The organism is Actinomadura rugatobispora (genome assembly GCF_042656285.1).
In the GTDB taxonomy this organism is placed as follows: domain Bacteria; phylum Actinomycetota; class Actinomycetes; order Streptosporangiales; family Streptosporangiaceae; genus Spirillospora; species Spirillospora rugatobispora.
Map to the genome: position 1 here is coordinate 52,982 of NZ_JBHSON010000022.1, position 19,228 is coordinate 72,209.

Genomic DNA, 19,228 nt, shown 5'->3' on the forward strand with positions numbered 1-19,228 from the left:
CCCCCTGCGTCCGGACCCCCGCTAGTAAGGAAGACCCTTGGCTTTTCCGGCGGCCGGCGGCCTTTCCGCTGACCGGAGCGTTGCGGCGCGGCGAAGAGTTAGGCTACGTTCACGTTTCCCGGGAGCAAGGAGGCCGCGATGTCCGACGCCGGGACGGCCGGGGCCGCCGCCGGGGCGTGGTTCGAGGACGCCGCCGAGGTGCCGGAGAGCGCCGCGCGCAGGCACGGCGTCCGGCGCCGGCTGGTGATGCGGCACGCCGCGCGGCTGTTCATCGAGAAGGGCTACGCGGCCACCACCGTGGACGACATCGGCCGGGCCGCGGGCGTCACGGGCCCGGCGGTCTACCGCCACTTCCCCACCAAGCGGGCGCTGCTGGCCAGCGTCGTCGAGGACGGCTGCGACCAGCTCGCCCGCCGGACCGGCGACGCCGGGACCGACCCGGACCTCGCCCCGGGCGAGGCGCTGGCCGAGCTGGTGGAGGCCTACATCGCCTTCATCGTCGGCCACCGCCACCTGGCGCTGCTGATCGAGGACACGATGCCCGCGCTGGACACCGGCGGGCGCGCCGGGGTGCTGGCGTCGAGCCGGCGGTTCCGGGGACGGATGCTCGCGCTGCTCCGCGAGGCCAGCCCCGACCTGCCCGAGGCCGCCGCGCGGCTCGCGGTGACCTCGGTGGTCGGCATGTGCCGCAACGCGATCCGCGCGCGGACCACGATGTCCGACGAGGCGCTGCGGAGGCGGCTGGCCGGGCAGGCCATGGCGGTCCTCCTGCTCCCGGCGGACGAGAGGAGCACCCTCCGATGACATCGAAGGCACCGAAGACCCCGCCGGCCGCGCCGGACGGCCTGTTCGTCGGCCGGGCGGCCGAGCTGGCGTGGCTGGACGGCCTGCTGGAGGAGGGCGGCCTGTCGTCGGGCGGTGCCGTGGCCCTCGTCGGGGAGGCCGGGATCGGCAAGACCGCCCTGCTGGATCGTTCCAGCTCGCTGGCGTCCCGGCGCGGCCTGCGCGTGCTGCGGGTGCGCTGCGACCCGCTGCTGCGGCCCGTCCCGCTGGGCGCGCTGGTCGCCGGGTTCCGGGAGGCCGGGCGGGCGTTCGCGGCGCCGCCCGGCCGCGAGGTCCCGGCCGCCGCCGACGCGCTGCAGGACCTGGCCGACGGCGCCCCCGCCGTCCTGGTCGTGGACGACCTGCACCAGCTCGACGACGCGAGCGCCGCCGCGATCGGCGAGGCGCTGCGCGGCCCGCACGGGCCGGCGCTCGGCATGCTGGCGGCGACGCGGCCCCGGCCGTACTCCCCCACCGGGATCACCTCCGTGCTCAACCGCCTGTCGGCGGCCGGCCTGCTCACCATCGCGCCCGTCGAGGGGCTCTCGGCCGGTGCCGTGGCCGAGTACCTCACCGCCGCGCTGGGCGGGCCGCCGGAGCCGCTCATCGCGGCCGCCGTCGCCGGCACCGCGGGGAATCCGGCGCTGCTCCGCTGCGTCACCGAGGAGCTGCTGGCCGCGGGCCCCGGCGGCGAGGGGCCGCCGGAGCTGCCGGAGCCTTCGGTCCCCCGGCGCAAGGCGCTGCTGGCCCGGTTCTTCGCTCCGGGCGAGCCCGAACAGCGGTTCGCGCAGGCGTTCGCCGTCCTGGACCCGACCTCGGCCGCGACCGCGCCGCTGACCGCGCGGCTGGCGGGGGTCGCGGACGCCGAGGCCGAGGCCCGCTTCGACGACCTGGTGGACCAGGGGATCCTGGAGGCCGCCGGCGGCGGCCGGTACCGCTTCCGGCACCGGGTGCTGCGGGAGGCGCTGCGCGCCGAGACCGGTCCCGCGATCCGCGAGCGCTGGCACCGCGCGGCGATCGACCTGCTGCGGACGCGTCCGGAGTACCCGGACCAGCGGCACGACGTGGCGCGGCTCTTCCTGGAGATCGCGCGGGTGGGCGACCGCGACGCCGTCGCGGCGCTGCTCGCCGAGGGCGAGCGGGCGGGCGCCGACGACCCGGCCGGCGCGCTGCCCTGGTTCCGCAGGGCGCTCGCGCTCACCCCGCCGGGCGACCCCGAGCACGCCCGGACGGCCGTCCGCACGGCCCGCGCGCTCATCCGGGCGGGCGAGCCCCGTGCCGCGACGGCGATCGGGCTGGACGCGCTCGGCGACCTCGCGCCCGGCACCGAACGCACCAAGCTGGCGGCGTTGTTCGCCAGCGCGCTCATGAAGCAGGGCCTGCTCGCCGAGGCCAAGCGCCTGGTGGCGCGGGAGCAGGCCCTGCTGCACGAGCGCAGCAGCCCGCGGCTGACGTCGCAGGCCGCCTACGTCCACGCGGCGACCGGCGACACCGGCCGTGCCGACACGCTTGCCGAGCAGGCGATCGCGCACCTGCGGCGGCGGACCGGGCCGGACCGGGACGCGGCCGGCGAGCGGATCCACGTCCTGGCCGACCTGGTGCACCTGCGTTGCGTCGAGCCGCGCGGCGACGAGATCGTCACGCTGCTCGCCGAGCTGGAGGCCGCCGCCGCGGACGGCGCCCCGGCGGCGCGGGCGAGCGCGTACGCGGCGCTGGCGTTCGGCTACGCCACGCTCGGCGACACGGGCCGGTGCGCCGCGGCGCTCGACCGGGCACGGGACCTGCCGGCGCTGACGGGCGCGACCGCCCACCGCCCTGACCTGGTGGTCGCGGAGGCCCGCAACGCGGTGCACCTGGGCGACTGGGACAGGGCCGTCACGGTGATCGAGTCCGCCGTGGGGCCGCTCCGCGCCGCCGGCATGAACGCCTACGTGGAGCAGCTCCGGCTCCACCACGCGGCGGTCCTGTCGTCGCGGGGCGCCTGGCCGGCCGCGCGGGAGGTGCTGCGCGCGGCGCAGGACGACGGCGCGCCCGCCGGGCTGCTGGACGCCGAGCTGGCGCACATCGAGATGCTGAGCGGCGACGCGGACGTGGCCCGGTCCCGGCTGCGCCGCCGGCTGGCCGCCGGAGGGCTGCACGGGACCGTCCTGCTGCGCGTCCTGTGCCGGCTCGCCGAGGCCGAGGCGCTGCACGGCGAGCCCGGCGGGGTGGTCGCGGCGCTGGACGAGATCGACCGGCTGGGCCTGTCCACCCTGGACCACCACACCCGCGCCGTCATGCTCCTGGAGCGCGGCCACGCCACCGGTGACACGGCGCCGCTGCGCTCCGGGCTGGAACTGGCCGACGCGCACCGGCTCGCGCCGCTGCAGGCCAGGGCCCGGCTGTACCTGGGTCTGGCCGGGGTGGACCCCGCCGAGAACCTGCGGGAGGCGGCGATCGAGTTCCACCGTCTCGGCGCCCTGCCGTGGCGCCGCCGCGCGGCCGCGGCGCTGCGCATGCGCGGCCTGCGGGTGCCCAAGCCGCGGAAGAAGACGGGCGGGCTCACCGCCACCGAGCGGCAGGTCGCCGAACTCGTGCGGCTGGGCAAGCCGAACCGGCAGATCGCGACCGCGATGGGGCTGAGCGTCAAGACCGTCGAGGCCTACCTGACCCGCCTCTACAGCAGGACCGGCTGCGGCAGCCGGGTCGAGCTGGCGAGGATGCTCGACGCCGAGCCCACGGGCCGCACCGGCGCCGCGTGACCGCTACCGGGTAGGGCTTTCCCCACTGTCAGCGGGCGGCCGGCTCCGACCATGCTCGACGGCATGGGAACACTTGATGGTCTGGTCGCCGTCGTCACCGGCGGGGGCAGGGGGCTCGGCCGCGCGCACGCGCTGCTGCTGGCGCGCGAGGGCGCGAAGGTCGTCGTCAACGACGCCGGCACCGCGAACGACGGCGGCGGCGCGGACGGGGGCCCGGCCAAGGCGGTCGTCGCCGAGATCGAGGCGGCCGGGGGCACCGCGGTCGCCGACACCTCCGACGTCTCCGACTGGTCGGCGGCGGGCGGCCTCGTCGCGGCGGCGGTCGACGCCTTCGGCGGCCTGGACATCGTGGTGAACAACGCGGGGATCCTGCGCGACGCGTTCCTCGCGAACCTCACCGAGGAGCAGTGGGACGCCGTCCTGTCGGTCAACCTCAAGGGCCACGCCGGGGTGCTGCACCACGCCGCCGCCTACTGGAAGGCCCTGCACAAGGCGGGGCACCGGGTCCGCGCGTCGGTGATCAACACCACGTCCGCGTCCGGCGTCACCAAGACCCTGCCCGGCCAGGCCAACTACGCCGCCGCCAAGGCCGGGATCGTCGCGCTCACGCTGGTGGCCGCCGCGGAGCTGGAGCGCTACGGCGTCCGCGCCAACGCGATCGCGCCCGCCGCGCGGACCCGCCTGACGCTCGCCACGCCCGCGATCGCGGACACGGTCGCCGGACCGGAGGACGGCTCGCTGGACCCCTTCGCGCCCGAGAACCTCGCCCCGCTGGTCGCCTACCTCGCGAGCCCGTCCTGCGAGCTCACCGGACAGGTGTTCACGCTGCGCGGCGACCGCATCTCACCCCTCGGGGGATGGCGGCCCGAGCGGACGTTCGAGACCGCCGAACCCTGGTCCGCCGACACGCTCGCCGCCCTCCTTCCCGGTCGGTGACGGGGCCGGCGATGCGGGTACTGCGGGACGGGCCGGCCGCCGCGACCGAGGCCGACTACCGGGAGCGGGTGCGCGACCTGTGCGCGCGGTGGCGCGAGGAGGGCCGCTACCGGCCGCGCAGCGACGCCTGGCTGCGCTCGTTCGACCCCGGGTTCAGCCGCGAGCTGGGCGCGCTCGGGCTGATCGGCGTGAGCTGGCCGCGCGCCTACGGCGGGGGCGGGGCGACCTACCGGGTCCGGCTCGCGGTGACCGAGGAACTGCTGCGCGCGGGCGCGCCGGTCGCGGCGCACTGGACGGCCGACCGCCAGGTCGGGCCGGTCGTGCTGCGGTACGGGAGCGACCGGCTGCGCGCCGAGCTGCTGCCGCGCATCACCGCCGGCGAGGTGGTGTGCGCGATCGGGATGAGCGAGCCGGACGCCGGGTCCGACCTGGCGTCGGTGCGGACGTCCGCGCGCCCCGCCGAGGGCGGCTGGCTGCTGAACGGCCGCAAGACGTGGACGAGCCACGCCCACCACGCGACCCATCTGTACGTCCTCGCCCGCACGTCGCGGGGCGAACGACGGCACCAGGGGCTCAGCGAGTTCGTCGTGGACACCGCCACCCCCGGCATCGAGGTCACCCCGATCGTGGACATGACCGGCGAGCACCACTTCAACGAGGTGGCGCTCACCGACGTGTTCGTCCCGGCGCACGGGCTGCTCGGCGAGCCCGGGAACGGCTGGCGGCAGGTGACCGAGCAGCTCTCCCTCGAACGCGGCGGCCCGGAACGGGTGCTGTCGACCTACCCGCTGGTCGTGGAGATCCTCGCGCGGGCCTCCGGCGGCCCGGCGGATCCGGCGACGGCGGCGCGGATCGGCGAGCTGACCGCGCGCCTGGCCGCGCTGCGGAGGCTGTGCCGGACGGTGGCCGACGCGCTCGACCGCGGCGAGGTGCCCGTCCAGGAGGCCGCCACGCTGAAGTACCTCGGCAACCGGTTCGAGCAGGACACCGTGGACCTGGCCCGCGACCTGGGCTTCTCCGACGGACCCCTGTACCGGCCGACGCTGCTCGCCGCGCCCGCGTTCGCGCTGCGCGGCGGCGCCGCCGACCTGCTCCTCGACCTGATCTCGCGCCAGGAGGGCTCGCATGACTGAGATCCCGTCCTTCGCCACGCTCCTGCTGGACGTCGAAGGGCCGATCGCGACCGTGACGCTGAACCGTCCGGGGTCGGGCAACACGATGGACCTGACCATGCGGTCCGAGCTGGTCGCCTGCCTGGACTGGATCCGGCGGAACCGGGCGCTGAAGGTCGTCGTCCTGACCGGCGCGGGCGACCACTTCTGCATGGGCGCCGACGCCCGCGACTTCGTCGGGACCGACCACGAGGACCTGCACGACCTCATGCGGTACACCAGCCAGCACTGGTTCGGCACGCTGTGGAACCTGCCCCAGATCACGATCGCGGCGGTCAACGGGGTGGCCGCCGGGGGCGGCGCGAACATGGTGCTGGCCTGCGATCTGTCCGTGGCGTCGGAGCGCGCCCGCTTCGGGGAGACGTTCGTCAGGCTCGGGCTGGTCCCCGACCTGGGCGGGCTGTTCCTGCTCCCGCGCGTCGTCGGGTTCCAGCGGGCCCGGCGGATGTGCCTGACGGGCGAGGTCCTCGGCGCGGACGCCGCCGCCGAGCTCGGCATCTTCGGGAGCGTCGTCCCGCACGGGGAGCTCGCCGCGGAGGCGGCCGCGCTGGCCGCCCGGCTCGCGGAGCGTCCCGCCAGGGCCGTCGCGGTGCTGAAGGCGATCCTCGCGCGGTCGTTCGAGAGCTCGATGGAGAGCACGATGCTCCACGAGCTGCTGGGCCAGTCGTTCATGTTCTCCACGCGGGAGCATCGCGACGCCCTCGCCGCCTTCTTCGACCGCGGCCGGGACCCGCGGTGAGCGACCCGGTGGACGACCCGGCGAACGACACGGCGGACGCTCTCGCGCGCGAGCTGTTCGCGCTGGTGGACGACATCAACCGGCGCTCCCTGGCCGCGCCCGCCCCCGGCGCGGCCGAGACCGGCGCCCAGCTGTCGCTGTGGTCCACGCTCACCGGCCTGGACCTGCACATGATCGGCGTGCCCGAGCGGGACGGCGGCGCCGGCGGCGATCTGGACCAGCTGGCCGTGATCGTGCGGGCGCTGGCGTCGTACGGGCACAGCAGCCCGCTGGTGGAGGCGGCCACCGCCGCGTGGGCGGTCAGCCGGCTGCCCGACCCGCCCGGCGGGATCGGCACGATCGCGCGGCTGCGGCCGGACGGGCGGGCGGAGGCCCCGTGGGGGCGGCTCGCCCGGTGGGCGCTGGTGCTCGGCCCCGAGCCGGCGCCGCGGCTGGTGCGGTTCGCGCCCGGCGCCGTCCTGGCCGAGGCGGAGAACATCGCCGGCGAGCCGGCCGACACGATCGCGGCGGACGCCGCCGAGCCCCTGCCCGGCCTGCCGTCGCGGACCGCGGTGCGCTCGCGCGTGGCGGTGCTGCGGGCCGCCGCGCTGATCGGCGCGTCCCGCGGCGCCTATGACCTGACCCGCGCCCACGTGCGGCGGCGGCACCAGTTCGGCCGTCCGCTGGCCGCGATCCCGGCGGTCCGGACCGCCCTCGGCGTGATCCGGACCGGCCTGATCCAGGCCGAGGCGGCGCAGGACCGGGCGCTGGAGGCCGTCCGGGAGCGCGGCGCGGACGGCGCCCTGCCCGCCGCCGCGGCGGGCCGTGTGGTCGCCGCGCGGACGGCGTCGGAGACCGCCCGGCTGTCCCACCAGCTGCACGGGGCCCTGGGCGTCACCGCCGAGTACGCGTTGCACCGGCTCACCCGGCGGCTGTGGGCCTGGCGGGACGCCGACGGCAGCGAGCGCGAGTGGGCGGCGGAACTGGGCGCGCTGGCCCTGGCCGCTCCGGAGACCGAGTTCTGGGAGTGGCTGACGGCATGACGACCACCGCGACCCCCTTCGACCGGGACGGGCGCCCCGGGCCGCTGCGCGGCCTGCGGGTGCTGGAGATCGCCTCGATCGGCCCGGGGCCGTTCGCCGGGATGCTGCTGGCCGACCTGGGCGCCGACGTCATCCGGGTCGACCGGCCCGGGTCCGACCCGTCCCGTCCCGCACCCGAGGACGACGCCGTCAACCGCGGCCGCCGCTCGATCGTCCTGGACCTGAAGTCGCCGGCGGGCCGCGCGCTCGCCCTCGACCTGGCGGCGCGCGCCGACGTGCTGATCGAGGGCTTCCGGCCCGGCGTCATGGAACGGCTCGGGCTCGGCCCGGACGCCTGCCTGGCGGCCAACCCGGCGCTGGTCTACGGCCGCGTCACCGGCTGGGGCCAGGACGGCCCCCTCGCGAGCACAGCCGGGCACGACATCGGCTACATCGCGGTCACCGGGGCGCTGCACGCGATCGGCCCCGCCGAGGAACCGCCTCCGCCGCCGCTCAACCTCGTCGGCGACAACGCGGGCGGCGGCATGCTGCTCGCCCTCGGCGTCCTCGCCGCCGTCGCGCACGCCCGCGCCACCGGGGCGGGGCAGGTGGTCGACGCGGCGATCGTGGACGGCGCGTCGCTGCTGACCACGCTGTTCCACGGCCGCCTGGCCGCGGGCTGGTGGCGGGACGAGCGCGGCGCCAACCTGATCGACGGCGGCGCCCCCTTCTACGGGACCTACCGCTGCGCCGACGGCCGCCACCTCGCGGTCGGCGCGATCGAGGAGAGGTTCCGGGCCGAGCTGCTCGACAAGCTGGGCGTCGCCGCCGGCGACCCGCTCCGCCGGGACATGGCCGACCCGGCGTCGTGGCCGGGGGCGCGCGAGCGGATCGCCGCGATCATCGCCACCAGGACGCGGGACGAGTGGGCGCGCGTCCTGGACGGCGACGCGTGCGCCGCGCCCGTCCTCTCCCTCACCGAGGCCCCGGACCACCCGCACCTCGCCGCCCGCGGCACCTTCACCGGTGTCGGCGGCGTCCGCCAGCCCGCGCCGGCGCCGCGCTTCTCGGCCACGCCGTCCGGGCCGCCGCGGCCCGCCCCCGCGCCCGGCGCCGCCTCGCGCGCGATCCTCGCGGCCCTCGGCCACGGCGAGGACGCGATCACCGCGCTCGCCGGCGCGGGCGTGACCGCCCTGACCGCCACCGACCGGCCGACCGGCGGATCGGCAGACCGAAGGAGAAGAGAACGATGACGTCCCAGCAGATCCGCGCGCAGGAGGACATCCGCTACCAGGCGATGCTCGACGCCGACATCGCCACCCTCGACCGCCTCTTCGACGAGGCGCTGGTCTACACGCACTCCAGCGGGCTCGTGGACGGCAAGAAGACCTACCTGGAGGGCGTCCGGGACGCGACGTTCGACTACCGGAGCATCGTGCGCTCGGACGAGACGATCCTGGTCCGCGGCGACCACGCGCTGGTGTCCAACCGCTGCCGCATGGACATCTACGTCTCCGGCGTCCGGAAGGCGCTCGACAACCACGTGCTCGCCGTCTGGTCGAAGGCCGGCGACGGCGCCTGGCGGTTCCTGGCCCTGCACTCGACCCCGGTGGGGGATCATGCCCCTCGCCCCTGACCCGCTCGCCGACGGCGGCGTCACCGGCTTCGCGGCCCGGCTGCGCCGCGGCGACATCACCGCGGTGGAGGCGACCCGCGCCTACCTCGACCGCATCGCCGCCCTGGACGGCGCGCTCGGCGCGTACCAGCACGTCGCCGCCGGCCCGGCCGTCGCGGCGGCCCGCGCCGTCGACCAGGCGCTCGCCGCGGGCACGGACCTGGGCCCGCTGATGGGCGTCCCGGTGTCGGTGAAGGACCTGTTCGCAGTCGAGGGCATGCCGACGACGGCGGGCTCCCTCGTCGACGTCGGCGACGCCGTCGGCGCGGAGGGCCCGTTCGTCCGGCGGCTGCGGGCGGCGGGCTGCGTCCTGCTCGGCAAGACCCGGACGGTCGAGTTCGCGCTCGGGATCACCGGGGCGTCGGCGCCGCGCGGCACCCCGGTGAACCCGTGGGACGCGCGGACGCCCCGCCTTCCCGGCGGATCGAGCTCGGGCGCGGGCGTCGCCGTCGCCGCCAGCCTGTGCGGGTTCGCGGTCGGCGCGGACACGGGCGGTTCCGTCCGCGTGCCCGCCGCGCTGTGCGGCGTCGTCGGGCTGAAGACGACGCACGGCCTGTGGCCGGCCGAGGGCGCCTTCCCGCTCGCCCCGCACCTGGACTCGGTCGGGCTGCTGACCGGCACCGCCGAGGACGCCGCGACGGTCTTCACCGCCCTCACCGGCGGCCGGCGGATCCGCGCCGCCGCGCTGGACGGGCTGCGCGCCGGGCGCCTGACCGGCTCCTTCGGCGCCGAGCCTGAACTGGAACGCGCCGTCGACGAAGCCGCGGCCGCGCTCCGGCGGCGGGGCGCGACCGTCACGGACGCGGCGCTGCCCGAGGCGGCCGAGCGGGAGGAGTACTTCACGGCCGTCCTGCCCGCACGCCTGGTGGGCACCCTCGGCGCCGAGCGCTTCCACCGGGAACGGCACCGGATGGACCCGGTGATCGCGGCCCGCGCCGCCACCGGTCTCGACGTCCTCCCGGCCAGGCTGGAGGCGCTGGAGGAGCGGCGCGCCCGCGCCGTCGAGAGCGCGGCGGCCAGGCTCGCCCGCTGGGACGCCTGCCTGAGCCCGACCACGACCGTGACCGCACCCGCCGCGGCGGAGGCCGCCGACCCCGCGGCCGGGCTCGCCCTCGCCCTCGCGATGACCCGCAACACCCAGCCCGTCAACTACCTCGGCCAGTGCGCGGTCAGCCTCCCCTTGCCGCGCGCCGCCGGCGAACTGCCCGCCGGGCTGCAGATCGCGTGCCCGGGCGGCGCCGACGCGCGGCTGCTGGCCGTCGCCCTCGCGGTGGAGCGGGCCCTCGGCCCCGCCCGCCGCCCCGACCTCACCGCATTCCTGAACTGATACCTGAACTGAACGAGAGGCACCGCCCCGATGACGACGATCACCCTCAACGGGAACCCGATCAGTTACCACGAGACCGGCGCCGGCGACGGGCCCGCGGTGGTGCTGCTGCCCGGCTGGAACGAGGACCACCGCATGTACAAGCACGTCGCGCCGATCCTCGCGCGGCGCCACCGCGTCCTCGCCCTCGACTGGCGCGGCCACGGCGAGGACCGCGCCCACGACGGCGACTTCACCATCGACGAGATGGCCGGCGACATCGTCGCCTTCGTGGACGCCCTCGGCCTCGACCAGGTGTACACCGTGTCGTCCTCGCACGGCGGCTGGGCGGCGGTGGAGGCCGCGCAGCGGCTCGGCGCGGACCGCGCCGCCAAGATCGCCCTCGTCAGCTGGAAGCTGGACGACCCCGGAGAGGCGCTCCTGACCTGGTGCGACGACTGGCAGCGGGAGGACGCCTGGGAGGAGGCGCGGGCCGGGTTCTTCGCCTACGCGCTCGGCGACAGCGGCAACGCCGACGTCGCCCACCACGTCCGGGACGAGATGTCCTCGTTCGGCGCCGGCTACTGGAACCGCACCGGACGGGAGATCGGCGCCTCCTACCGGAAGTGGCCGACCGTCGCGGACCGGCTCGCCGCCCTCGGCGAGCCCCGCCCGGTGACGCACATCTACACGCTGCCGCACGAGGCCGGCTACGTCCGGGCCAACCTGGAGTTCGCGGCGGCGCACGACTGGTTCGTCCCGCACCGGCTGCCGGGCGAGACCCACTTCCCGGTGCTGGAGTCCCCCGCCGCGGTCAGCCGGATCCTGCACGAGTTCTTCACCGGCGTCGACCTGTCAGGGGCCCGGTGACGATGCGGATCGCCAACAGGAACGGCCGGCTCGTGATCGTCACCGCGGCGGGCGCGATCGACGTCGCGACCGCGTCGGACGGGCGCTTCTCCCCGGACCCGCAGGCGGTGTACGACCGCTGGGAGGAGTTCGCGCGGTGGGCCGCGGACGGCCCGTCCGGACCGGGCGAGCCGTTCTCGCCCGGCGACCTGGGGGCACCGGTCCCCCGCCCCCGCCAGATCTTCGCGATCGGGACGAACTACGCCGACCACGCGGCCGAGGCGGGCGTGGCCGACCCCGGGTTCCCGCCCACGTTCACCAAGTTCCCCACCTGCCTGACCGGGCCCGACGCCACCGTCGCGCTGCCGGGCGGCACCGTCGACTGGGAGGTCGAGCTGGTCGTGGTCATCGGGCGGCGCGCCCACCGGGTCCCCGAGGACCGCGGCTGGGCCCACGTCGCGGGCGTGACCGTCGGGCAGGACCTGTCCGAGCGGACCGTCCAGATGCGGCCGCCGATGCCGCAGTTCAGCCTCGGCAAGTCGTTCCCCGGCTTCGGGCCGACCGGCCCGTGGGTCGTGACGCCCGACGAGCTGCCCGACCCCGACGACCTGGCGATCGGCTGCCGCCTCAACGGCGAGCAGGTGCAGGAGGCGCGCACGAAGAGCCTCATCTTCGGCGTGCCGGCCCTGGTGCACCGCCTGTCGTCGGTCACCCCGCTGCTGCCCGGCGACCTGGTCTTCACCGGGACGCCGGGCGGCATCGGCGGGGCCCGCAAGCCGCCGCGCTTCCTGGCGCCGGGCGACGAGCTGGTGTCGGCCGTCGAGGGCGTCGGCGAGATCCGCACCCGGTTCGTCCAGGGGGACTGAGGGGATCACCTCATGACCTCGTCCCGGCAGGACGCGTCCCGGCGGGGCGCGACGCTGATCACCGGCTGCGGTTCGGGGATCGGGGCCGCCACCGCGGTCACCCTGGCCGCCGCGGGCCACCGCGTCGTGGCCTCCGTCCACTCCTTCCACCGCATGTCCGAGCTCGCGGAGCGGAGCGCCGAGGCGGGCGTGGAACTCGACGTCCGCGAACTGGACGTCACCGACGCCGCGGCGACGGCAGCCTGCGTGGCGGACGTCGCCGCGGCCTACGGGTCGCTGCGCGCCGTCGTCAGCAACGCGGGCGTCAACCGGTTCGACACCTTCGAGAGGGAGACGCCGGAGGACTACCGGCGGCTTTTCGAGGTGAACGTCTTCGGGCCGGTCGCCCTGATCCGGCAGGCCATGCCGTTCCTGCGGGCGAGCGGCGGGCGGGTCGTGGCCGTCGGCAGCATCGGCGGGGTGGTGGGGCTGCCCTTCCAGCACGCCTACAGCGGCTCGAAGTTCGCCCTCGAAGGCGTGCTGGAGAGCCTGGCCCCGGTGGCCCGGCGCCTCGGGGTGGCGGTGTCGGTGGTCGAACCGGGCCCGACGGCCACCGGCCTGGGCGGGATCGGCGACCGGGAACGGCTCGACGCCGAGTCGGGCCCCTATCGCGAAGCGCTCCGCCAGTACACGGCGAACGCCGCCCGCGTGCTTCCGGGCCTGCCGTCCCGGCAGCCGGCGGACGCGGTCGCGGCGGTGATCAGGGACGTGCTGGCGGCCCGCGATCCGGACTTCCGGTACGCGACGTCCCCGGCCGGGGCCGCCTTCCTCGCCCGCAAGCTGCCCGACGTCTCCGGCCGGGCGACCGCCGACCTGATCGAAAGCTGGCTCGAAGCCCCCGCGGAGCCCCGAGGGACCCAATTCTCAAGAAACGCAAATCCCCCGAACCGACCCGGCTCCGGCCCCATCACATAAGGGCGTAAGGGACACGGTGCCAGGAGCTGAAACGGGAGTCAGCCGCCGTGCCACTTGGGGGAGATATGCGACTCGGAAAAGCGGCCGTCTTCGGTGTCGTCACCGGCACCATGACGATCGGCCTCGCGGCGCCCGCGATGGCCGAGACCGGAGACGTGGTCGTGAAGCCGGGCAAGGCGCGCCCCGGTGACAAGGTCACCGTTTCCAGCACGAAGTGCGACCGCGACGGCACGGCGGGCTCGCTGGCCTTCGAGAACGGGTCGGTCCCGCTGGACGGGGCCGAGGAGGTCGACGGCCGGGCGGGCCTGGCGACCATCAAGAGCGACACGACCCCCGGCACCTACACGGTGCTGGTGAGGTGCGGCAAGTTCCGGGCGGTCGGGCAGTTCGACGTGGTGGAGGGCAAGGCCGGCAGCAAGCCGCACACCGCCCCGAAGGGCGGCGCCAAGACGGGCATCGGCGGGGGCGCCGGGGACTCCGGCACCGTTCTCCTGGCCGGCGGGCTCGTCCTGCTGCTGGGGGCGGGCGGGATCGGCGCCGTGGCCGTGCGCCGCCGCAACGACGCGGCCGCGTGACGACGGGCCGAAAGGTGGCCGCCTCCTGCCGGGGGCGGCCACCCGGCCGTTCAGGGCCTGCGCTTTCCGCGCCACGGTAAAAGACACAGAATTCGCGATCAAGAAAATGCGCGAACGGCTCAGCGAATGGCAGTGAATTCTCGCCGAACGGGTGAAGGGACAATGCCGGGAAGGCTCCTGTGGACGCTGGCGGCGGTCATGCTGGCCGCCGGGCTGGTGGCGGTCGGCCTGGGCCTGCGCGGTCCGGCCGGTCCGCCGCAGCCGCCGGCCTGGGCGGCGACCGCCCGGCCGGTCGCTCACCACGCGCCGGTCATGGCCCGTTCGGTGCCCGTCCGGGTGGACGTGCCGTCGCTCGGGGTCAGGGCGCCGCTGGTCCGGCTGGGCCTCGAGCCCGACGGCTCGGTGCAGGTCCCGGCCGCCGACCGGCCGGGCGAGGCGGGCTGGTACGACGGCGGGCCCACCCCGGGGGAACGCGGCCCGGCCGTGCTCCTGGGACACGTCGACTCCGCGAAGGGGGCCGCGGTCTTCTACGAGCTGGGCCGGCTGAGGCCCGGGCACCGCATCGAGGTGGGCCGCGCGGACGGCAGGGTGGCCGTGTTCACCGTCGAGTCCGTGGAGCGGGTGCCCAAGGACCGGTTCCCGACCCGGCGCATGTACGGTCCGATCGGCCACGCGGGTCTCCGGCTCGTCACCTGCGGCGGCTCGTTCGACAAGGACCGGCGCAGCTATCAGGACAACATCATCGTCTACGCCTCACAGACCGCGGTCCGGTAACGGCGCCGCCGGTCAGGAGGATTTCGGACGGCCGGGGGTGAGCAGCGCGGCGGCCACCACGCCGGCCGCCGCCGCGATCGCCGCCACGGTGAACCCCCTGCCGAAGCCGTCCAGCGTGGTCCCGACCAGGCTCGCCGCCGCGACGCTCGACACGACGGCGGCGCCGAGGGAGGCGCCGAACTCGTGGAAGGTGCTCACGATTCCCGAGGCGATCCCCGCCTCGTGCGGCGCCACCTGGCCGAGCGCGGTCGCCGAGGCGATGACGAACATCGCGCCGGTCCCCGCCGCCGCCACCGCCACGCCGATCACGACGCTGACGGGACGCATCGACACCGCCGGGACGGCCATGCCGACCGCCGCCGCCGTCAATCCGACGACGGCGGGCACGCGCCCGCCCCACCGGCCGATCACGCGCCCGGTCACATTGGCCCCGACCATCGTCGCCAGCGCCACCGGCAGGAACAGCAGCCCCGTCCGCAGCGCGCCATAGCCCTGGGCGTGCTGGAAGTAGAACGTGCCCAGGAAGAACACCGCGATCATCAGCGCGGTCGCCATCAGGATGAGGAACGCGCCGGTCGCCACGGGCCGCCGGACCAGCAGCCGCACGTCCATCAACGGCGACCGGGCCCGCCGCTGCCACAGCACGAACAGCACATAGCCCGCGGCGGCGGCCAGGACGAGCACCCCGGTGAGCACGGTGAGCCATCCCCGCTCACCGGCGGCGATGAGGGCGTAGATCAGCGACGCCGAGGAGGCCGTGACCAGGACCGCGCCCAGGACGTCGAGCCGGGGCCGGTCGGCGGGCGCCTGCGACGCCGGCAGCAGGACGGCGAGGACCGCGGCGATCACCAGCCCGATCGGCACGTTGACATGGAACACCCAGGGCCACCCTGGACCGGCCGTCAGCAGGCCGCCCAGCAGGACGCCGAGCGCCGCGCCACCGCCGCCGAGCGCCGACCACACGCCCAGGGCCTTGTTCCGCTCGTCACCGTCGAACAGCGCCACCACCAGCGACAGCGCCGCGGGGGACAGCAGCGCCGCCCCGGCGCCCTGCGCGATCCGCCCGCCGACCAGCATGGCCGCCGTCCCGGCGAGCCCGGTGACCAGCGACGCGGCGGTGAACAGGAGCAGCCCGGCGAGCACGACCCGCTTGGCGCCCAGCAGGTCCGTGATCCGCCCGCCGAGCAGCATCAGGCCGCCGAAGGTGAGCGTGTACGCGCTGACCGTCCAGGTGAGCGCCTGGCGGCTGAGGTCGAGGTCGGTCTCCATGTGGGGCAGCGCGATCGCCACGACGGTGACGTCGAGGATCAGCATGAGCTGGGCCACCCCGAGAAAGCCGAGGACGCGCCATCGCGCCGGGTGCGGGTCGTCGGGCGCCGCCTGGGGTGCGCCGGTCTCCTGCGATCGGGTCATCGGATCCTCCACGCCATAACTCGTACTCCAATGTACGAGTTGCACTGTAGACGATAACTCGTACATCGCCATACGGGTTATGCTGGGGCCATGGCCGGATCCACCGCCCGTCCCCGCCGCCGCGCCGACGCCGAGCGCAACATCGCCCGCATCGTGTCCGCGGCGCGCGCGCAGCTGCGCTCGAACCCCAACGCGACCACCGACGACATCGCGCAGGCCGCGGGCGTCGGGCGGATGACCCTCTACGGGCACTTCCGCACCCGGGCCGACCTGGTCGAGGCCGCGCTCATGGACGCGCTCCGGGCGGGCGAGGAGACCCTGGCGTCCGTCGACCTGGCGGGAGACGCCCGCGAGGCCCTGACCCGGCTACTGGAGTCGAGCTGGGAACTGGTGGCCGAGTCCGCGGCCCTGCTGACCGCCGCCGAGGGCGTCCTCCCCGCGGGCCGGGTCCGGGAGCTGCACGGCGAACCCGACCGGCGCATGGCCGAGCTCATCCGCCGCGGCCGGGAGCAGGGGGCGTTCCGCCTCGACCTGCCCCCCGCCTGGCTGGTCGGCGTCGTCCACTACATCCTGCACGGCGCGGCGGGCGAGGTGCGGGAGGGACGCCTGGCCGCGCACGACGCCGCCGACGTGGTGATCAAGTCCATCCAGTCGGTCCTGTCCGACCGCTGACCTGATCAGTCGCGGGTCTTGGCGCGCTCGTAGTGGCGGGCCGCCTTGGCGCGGTTGCCGCAGGCGGCCATCGAGCACCAGCGCCGGGTGCCGTTCTTGGTCGCGTCGTGGAAGTACAGCACGCAGTCGGGGTGGGCGCACGCCTTGACGCGACCCGGACTGTCGCCGAGGAGCCGCAGGTAGTCGGCGGCGGCCAGCCAGGCGGGCAGCCACGCGGGGTCGTCGGTCTCCGGACGCCGCTCCGGGCCGTCCACCCCGAGGCGGTAGCGCACGGCGCCGTGCGCCAGGACGCGGTTGAGCGCGTCGGCGGACGGGTCGCCGTCCACGAGCGCCAGCAGGATCCGGCGGGTCTCCAGGAGCGCGTCCAGGGTCGCCCGGTCGGCCTCCGCGCGGTCGCGCAGACCGGCCGAGCGCAGCCAGACGGCCAGGCCGCCGGTCGAGTCGAGCAGGTCGCGGCCGCGGCCGGCCTCGATCCACCGGGTGTTGAGCAGGTCGAGGGACAGCGGTTCGCCGACGAGCGGACGAGGGTCCGGGACTGCCGGTTCCATGCCCCCAGTCTATCCACCTATCGACACTTTGCCGGTTGACGCCTCATCACCTAACTGTCTATCTTCAAATAGCCAGTTAGGCCATCGAGAATGCGAGGTGCGTCATGGGAACGGTCGCCGTCAAGGCGCTGCGGACGGGGCACGTCGGCCTGAACGTGACCGATCTGGACCGGTCACTGCCCTTCTACCTGCGGGTCTTCGGGTTCGAGGTGCAGGCGGAAGGCCAGGAGGAGGGCCGCCGCTGGGCGTTCCTGGGACGGGACGGGCGCCTGGTGCTCACCCTGTGGCAGCAGAGCGACACGCCCTTCCCCACCCGCTCCGCCGGGCTGCACCACCTGTCGTTCCAGGTGGAGTCGGTCGACGAGGTGAGGGCCGCCGAAGCGGTGCTGCGCGAACTGGACGCCGGGTTCGCCTACGACGGCGTCGTCCCGCACGGCGAGGGCGCCGCCTCCGGAGGGATCTTCTTCACCGACCCCGACGGGATCCGCCTGGAGATCTACGCGCCCACCGGCGCCGACACCGCGCCCGCCCCCGGCGGAACCGCCCCGACCTGCGGCTTCTTCTAACACGAAAGGAGGCCGCTGTGGCGGTCGACATCTACCACGAGGGGGAACGGGCCGCCCGGCGGCGCGCGGGGCTGCTCGACCAGGGCGGGTTCTCCGTCCGCGCGGAGATCCCCGAGGTGGCACGCCGGTTCCTGGTCCAGCAGCCGATGGTCGTGCTCGGCGCCGCCGACGCGGACGGAAGGATGTGGGCGACGCTGCTCACCGGGCGGCCCGGCTTCCTGCGCGCCGAGGACGCCCGCACCGTCGCCGTCGACGCGCGGCCCGTCCCGGGCGACCCGCTCCGCGGCCCCCTGACGGCCCCCGTCCCGGTCGGCATGCTCGCCATCGAGCCCGCGCGGCACCGCCGGATGCGGATGAACGGCCGCGCCGTCCCCACCGCGGACGGCCTGCGCGTCACGCTCGACCAGGTGTACTCCAACTGCCCCAAGTACATCCAGAAGCGCGAACCACACCGGGCGCCCGGCACTCCCGGCGAGGCCCGGCACTCCACCGCCCTGACCACCGGGCAGCAGCGGCTGGTGGCCGGCGCCGACACCTTCTTCATCGCCACCGCCGACCGGGACGGGAACGCCGACGCCTCCCACCGCGGCGGCGCCCCCGGATTCGTCCAGGTGCTGTCGCCGACGGTGCTGCGCTGGCCCGACTACACCGGCAACGCCATGTTCAACACCCTCGGCAACCTCGAGGTGGAACCCAGGGCCGGGCTGCTGTTCCCCGACTGGCGCACCGGCGCCGTCCTGCAGCTCACCGGCACCGCACGAACGGACTGGGATCCCGGGCACGCGGCGGCCGTGCCGGGCGCCGAACGGCTCGTGGAGTTCACCGTCACCGCCGCCGTCGAGATCCCCGGGGCGAGCCCGCTGCGCTGGAGCGACCCGGTCCCGTCCCGCTTCAACCCGACGGTCACGTCCAGAACACCGCGACCCCGACGTTGACGAGGGCCAGCGCGCCGATCGTCATGAAGACCGGGGTGCTGAGCGGGCGGCGGCGGCCGACGAGGATGAGCACCAGGATGATCAGCGCCACCAGCAGCTTCACGCCGATCTTGGCGTTGTCGACCTCCTTGTCCAGGGCGCCCTGGGCGACGCCGACGAGGGCGACACCGGTGACCACCTGGGTGAGGGCTCCGTGCAGCATGGCCGTCGCGGGCCTGGCCCGGCCCTCCCGCACGGCCGGCAACTGGGCGAGAAAACCGCCGATCAGCACCGCCAGGCCGACGAAGTGGAAGAAGAGCAGCAGGAGCCGGACGAATTCCACGGCGACCTCCGGACCGAGGGGGGGGCGGGCCGGGCGCCCACAGGCCCCGGACACTCTGACACTACAAACCGTAGTACTCCACCCCACCATCACGAAACCGGGCCCGCCGCTCCCGGCCCATGGGCGCGTTCGCGGCGTTGGGCGGCCGGCACGTCGGGGTGGCGGGCGTTGGCGTTGCGCCAGCGCAGGTAGGCCTGCCTCTCCGGTATGGCCGGAGTCTTGTTGGCCGACAGGTTGTTTGCGGCGGCGGGTGACGCCCACGGCGGAGTCACCCGCCCAGGCTGTAGCAGCCATGGAAGTACCGCACGCCGTGGGTGCGCCGGTAGGTCGCCGGCAACCGGTCCGGCCAGTTGCGCTCACCC

20 protein-coding genes are annotated in these 19,228 nt (G+C 75.6%); 17 read left to right on the forward strand and 3 right to left on the reverse strand.

Annotation, left to right across the window (positions count from 1 at the left end; all coding sequences use genetic code 11):
- Positions 1-138: 138 nt before the first annotated feature.
- The 14 genes from ACFPZN_RS17640 to ACFPZN_RS17705 all read left to right on the forward strand — a co-directional run bounded on the left by ACFPZN_RS17640 (position 139) and on the right by ACFPZN_RS17705 (position 14,410).
- Entirely contained in the window at positions 139-804 is a 666-nt protein-coding gene (locus tag ACFPZN_RS17640) for a TetR/AcrR family transcriptional regulator (RefSeq protein WP_378283074.1), read from the forward strand.
- The gene (locus ACFPZN_RS17645; protein WP_378283075.1) at positions 801-3,563 is read left to right on the forward strand and encodes an AAA family ATPase; all 2,763 of its coding nucleotides are present in this window, start codon (positions 801-803) and stop codon (positions 3,561-3,563) included. The genes ACFPZN_RS17640 and ACFPZN_RS17645 overlap by 4 nt, the downstream gene beginning before the upstream one ends.
- 63 nt (positions 3,564-3,626) lie before the next feature.
- Positions 3,627-4,499: an SDR family oxidoreductase gene (locus ACFPZN_RS17650; protein WP_378283076.1), complete on the forward strand. Its 873-nt coding sequence runs from the start codon at positions 3,627-3,629 to the stop codon at positions 4,497-4,499.
- Between the two features lie 11 nt (positions 4,500-4,510).
- Entirely contained in the window at positions 4,511-5,632 is a 1,122-nt protein-coding gene (locus ACFPZN_RS17655) for an acyl-CoA dehydrogenase family protein (protein WP_378283077.1), read from the forward strand.
- Entirely contained in the window at positions 5,625-6,410 is a 786-nt protein-coding gene (locus tag ACFPZN_RS17660) for an enoyl-CoA hydratase/isomerase family protein (protein WP_378283078.1), read from the forward strand. The genes ACFPZN_RS17655 and ACFPZN_RS17660 overlap by 8 nt, the downstream gene beginning before the upstream one ends.
- Positions 6,407-7,432, forward strand: coding sequence for an acyl-CoA dehydrogenase family protein (locus tag ACFPZN_RS17665; protein WP_378283079.1), 1,026 nt, complete (start codon positions 6,407-6,409; stop codon positions 7,430-7,432). The genes ACFPZN_RS17660 and ACFPZN_RS17665 overlap by 4 nt, the downstream gene beginning before the upstream one ends.
- The gene (locus ACFPZN_RS17670) at positions 7,429-8,664 is read left to right on the forward strand and encodes a CaiB/BaiF CoA transferase family protein (RefSeq protein WP_378283080.1); all 1,236 of its coding nucleotides are present in this window, start codon (positions 7,429-7,431) and stop codon (positions 8,662-8,664) included. The genes ACFPZN_RS17665 and ACFPZN_RS17670 overlap by 4 nt, the downstream gene beginning before the upstream one ends.
- On the forward strand, positions 8,661-9,047 hold the full coding sequence (locus ACFPZN_RS17675) for a nuclear transport factor 2 family protein (RefSeq protein WP_378283081.1): 387 nt from the start codon (positions 8,661-8,663) through the stop codon (positions 9,045-9,047). Before ACFPZN_RS17670 ends, ACFPZN_RS17675 begins: the two co-directional genes overlap by 4 nt.
- The gene (locus tag ACFPZN_RS17680; protein WP_378283082.1) at positions 9,031-10,413 is read left to right on the forward strand and encodes an amidase; all 1,383 of its coding nucleotides are present in this window, start codon (positions 9,031-9,033) and stop codon (positions 10,411-10,413) included. Before ACFPZN_RS17675 ends, ACFPZN_RS17680 begins: the two co-directional genes overlap by 17 nt.
- Before the next feature lie 30 nt (positions 10,414-10,443).
- The gene (locus ACFPZN_RS17685) at positions 10,444-11,262 is read left to right on the forward strand and encodes an alpha/beta fold hydrolase (protein WP_378283083.1); all 819 of its coding nucleotides are present in this window, start codon (positions 10,444-10,446) and stop codon (positions 11,260-11,262) included.
- 2 nt (positions 11,263-11,264) lie between these two features.
- Positions 11,265-12,107 (forward strand): fumarylacetoacetate hydrolase family protein, encoded by an 843-nt coding sequence (locus ACFPZN_RS17690; protein WP_378283147.1) that lies wholly within the window; start codon positions 11,265-11,267, stop codon positions 12,105-12,107.
- A 12-nt stretch (positions 12,108-12,119) separates the two neighbouring features.
- A complete protein-coding gene (locus ACFPZN_RS17695) occupies positions 12,120-13,061 on the forward strand; it encodes an SDR family NAD(P)-dependent oxidoreductase (protein WP_378283084.1) in 942 nt (313 codons plus the stop codon).
- Positions 13,062-13,126: 65 nt separating this feature from the next.
- On the forward strand, positions 13,127-13,636 hold the full coding sequence (locus ACFPZN_RS17700; RefSeq protein WP_378283085.1) for a hypothetical protein: 510 nt from the start codon (positions 13,127-13,129) through the stop codon (positions 13,634-13,636).
- 162 nt (positions 13,637-13,798) lie between these two features.
- Positions 13,799-14,410 carry a class F sortase gene (locus ACFPZN_RS17705; RefSeq protein WP_378283086.1) on the forward strand — a complete coding sequence of 204 codons (612 nt, stop codon included), beginning with the start codon at positions 13,799-13,801 and terminating at the stop codon, positions 14,408-14,410.
- A gap of 12 nt (positions 14,411-14,422) precedes the next feature.
- On the opposite strand, the gene ACFPZN_RS17710 is transcribed toward ACFPZN_RS17705, so the two are convergent.
- On the reverse strand, positions 14,423-15,823 hold the full coding sequence (locus tag ACFPZN_RS17710) for an MFS transporter (RefSeq protein WP_378283087.1): 1,401 nt from the start codon (positions 15,821-15,823) through the stop codon (positions 14,423-14,425).
- Between the two features lie 90 nt (positions 15,824-15,913).
- Here ACFPZN_RS17710 and ACFPZN_RS17715 point away from each other — a divergent pair, with 90 nt between their 5' ends.
- Positions 15,914-16,495, forward strand: coding sequence for a TetR/AcrR family transcriptional regulator (locus ACFPZN_RS17715; RefSeq protein ID WP_378283088.1), 582 nt, complete (start codon positions 15,914-15,916; stop codon positions 16,493-16,495).
- A 5-nt stretch (positions 16,496-16,500) separates the two neighbouring features.
- On the opposite strand, the gene ACFPZN_RS17720 is transcribed toward ACFPZN_RS17715, so the two are convergent.
- Positions 16,501-17,043, reverse strand: a complete 543-nt coding sequence (locus tag ACFPZN_RS17720) for a CGNR zinc finger domain-containing protein (RefSeq protein WP_378283089.1) — start codon at positions 17,041-17,043, stop codon at positions 16,501-16,503.
- A 104-nt stretch (positions 17,044-17,147) separates the two neighbouring features.
- On the opposite strand from ACFPZN_RS17720, the gene ACFPZN_RS17725 reads away from it, so the two are divergent.
- A complete protein-coding gene (locus ACFPZN_RS17725) occupies positions 17,148-17,609 on the forward strand; it encodes a VOC family protein (protein ID WP_378283090.1) in 462 nt (153 codons plus the stop codon).
- A 17-nt stretch (positions 17,610-17,626) separates the two neighbouring features.
- Positions 17,627-18,544: a pyridoxamine 5'-phosphate oxidase family protein gene (locus ACFPZN_RS17730; protein WP_378283091.1), complete on the forward strand. Its 918-nt coding sequence runs from the start codon at positions 17,627-17,629 to the stop codon at positions 18,542-18,544.
- On the opposite strand, the gene ACFPZN_RS17735 is transcribed toward ACFPZN_RS17730, so the two are convergent.
- Positions 18,513-18,866, reverse strand: coding sequence for a hypothetical protein (locus ACFPZN_RS17735; RefSeq protein ID WP_378283092.1), 354 nt, complete (start codon positions 18,864-18,866; stop codon positions 18,513-18,515). The genes ACFPZN_RS17730 and ACFPZN_RS17735 overlap by 32 nt on opposite strands.
- Positions 18,867-19,228: the final 362 nt, after the last annotated feature.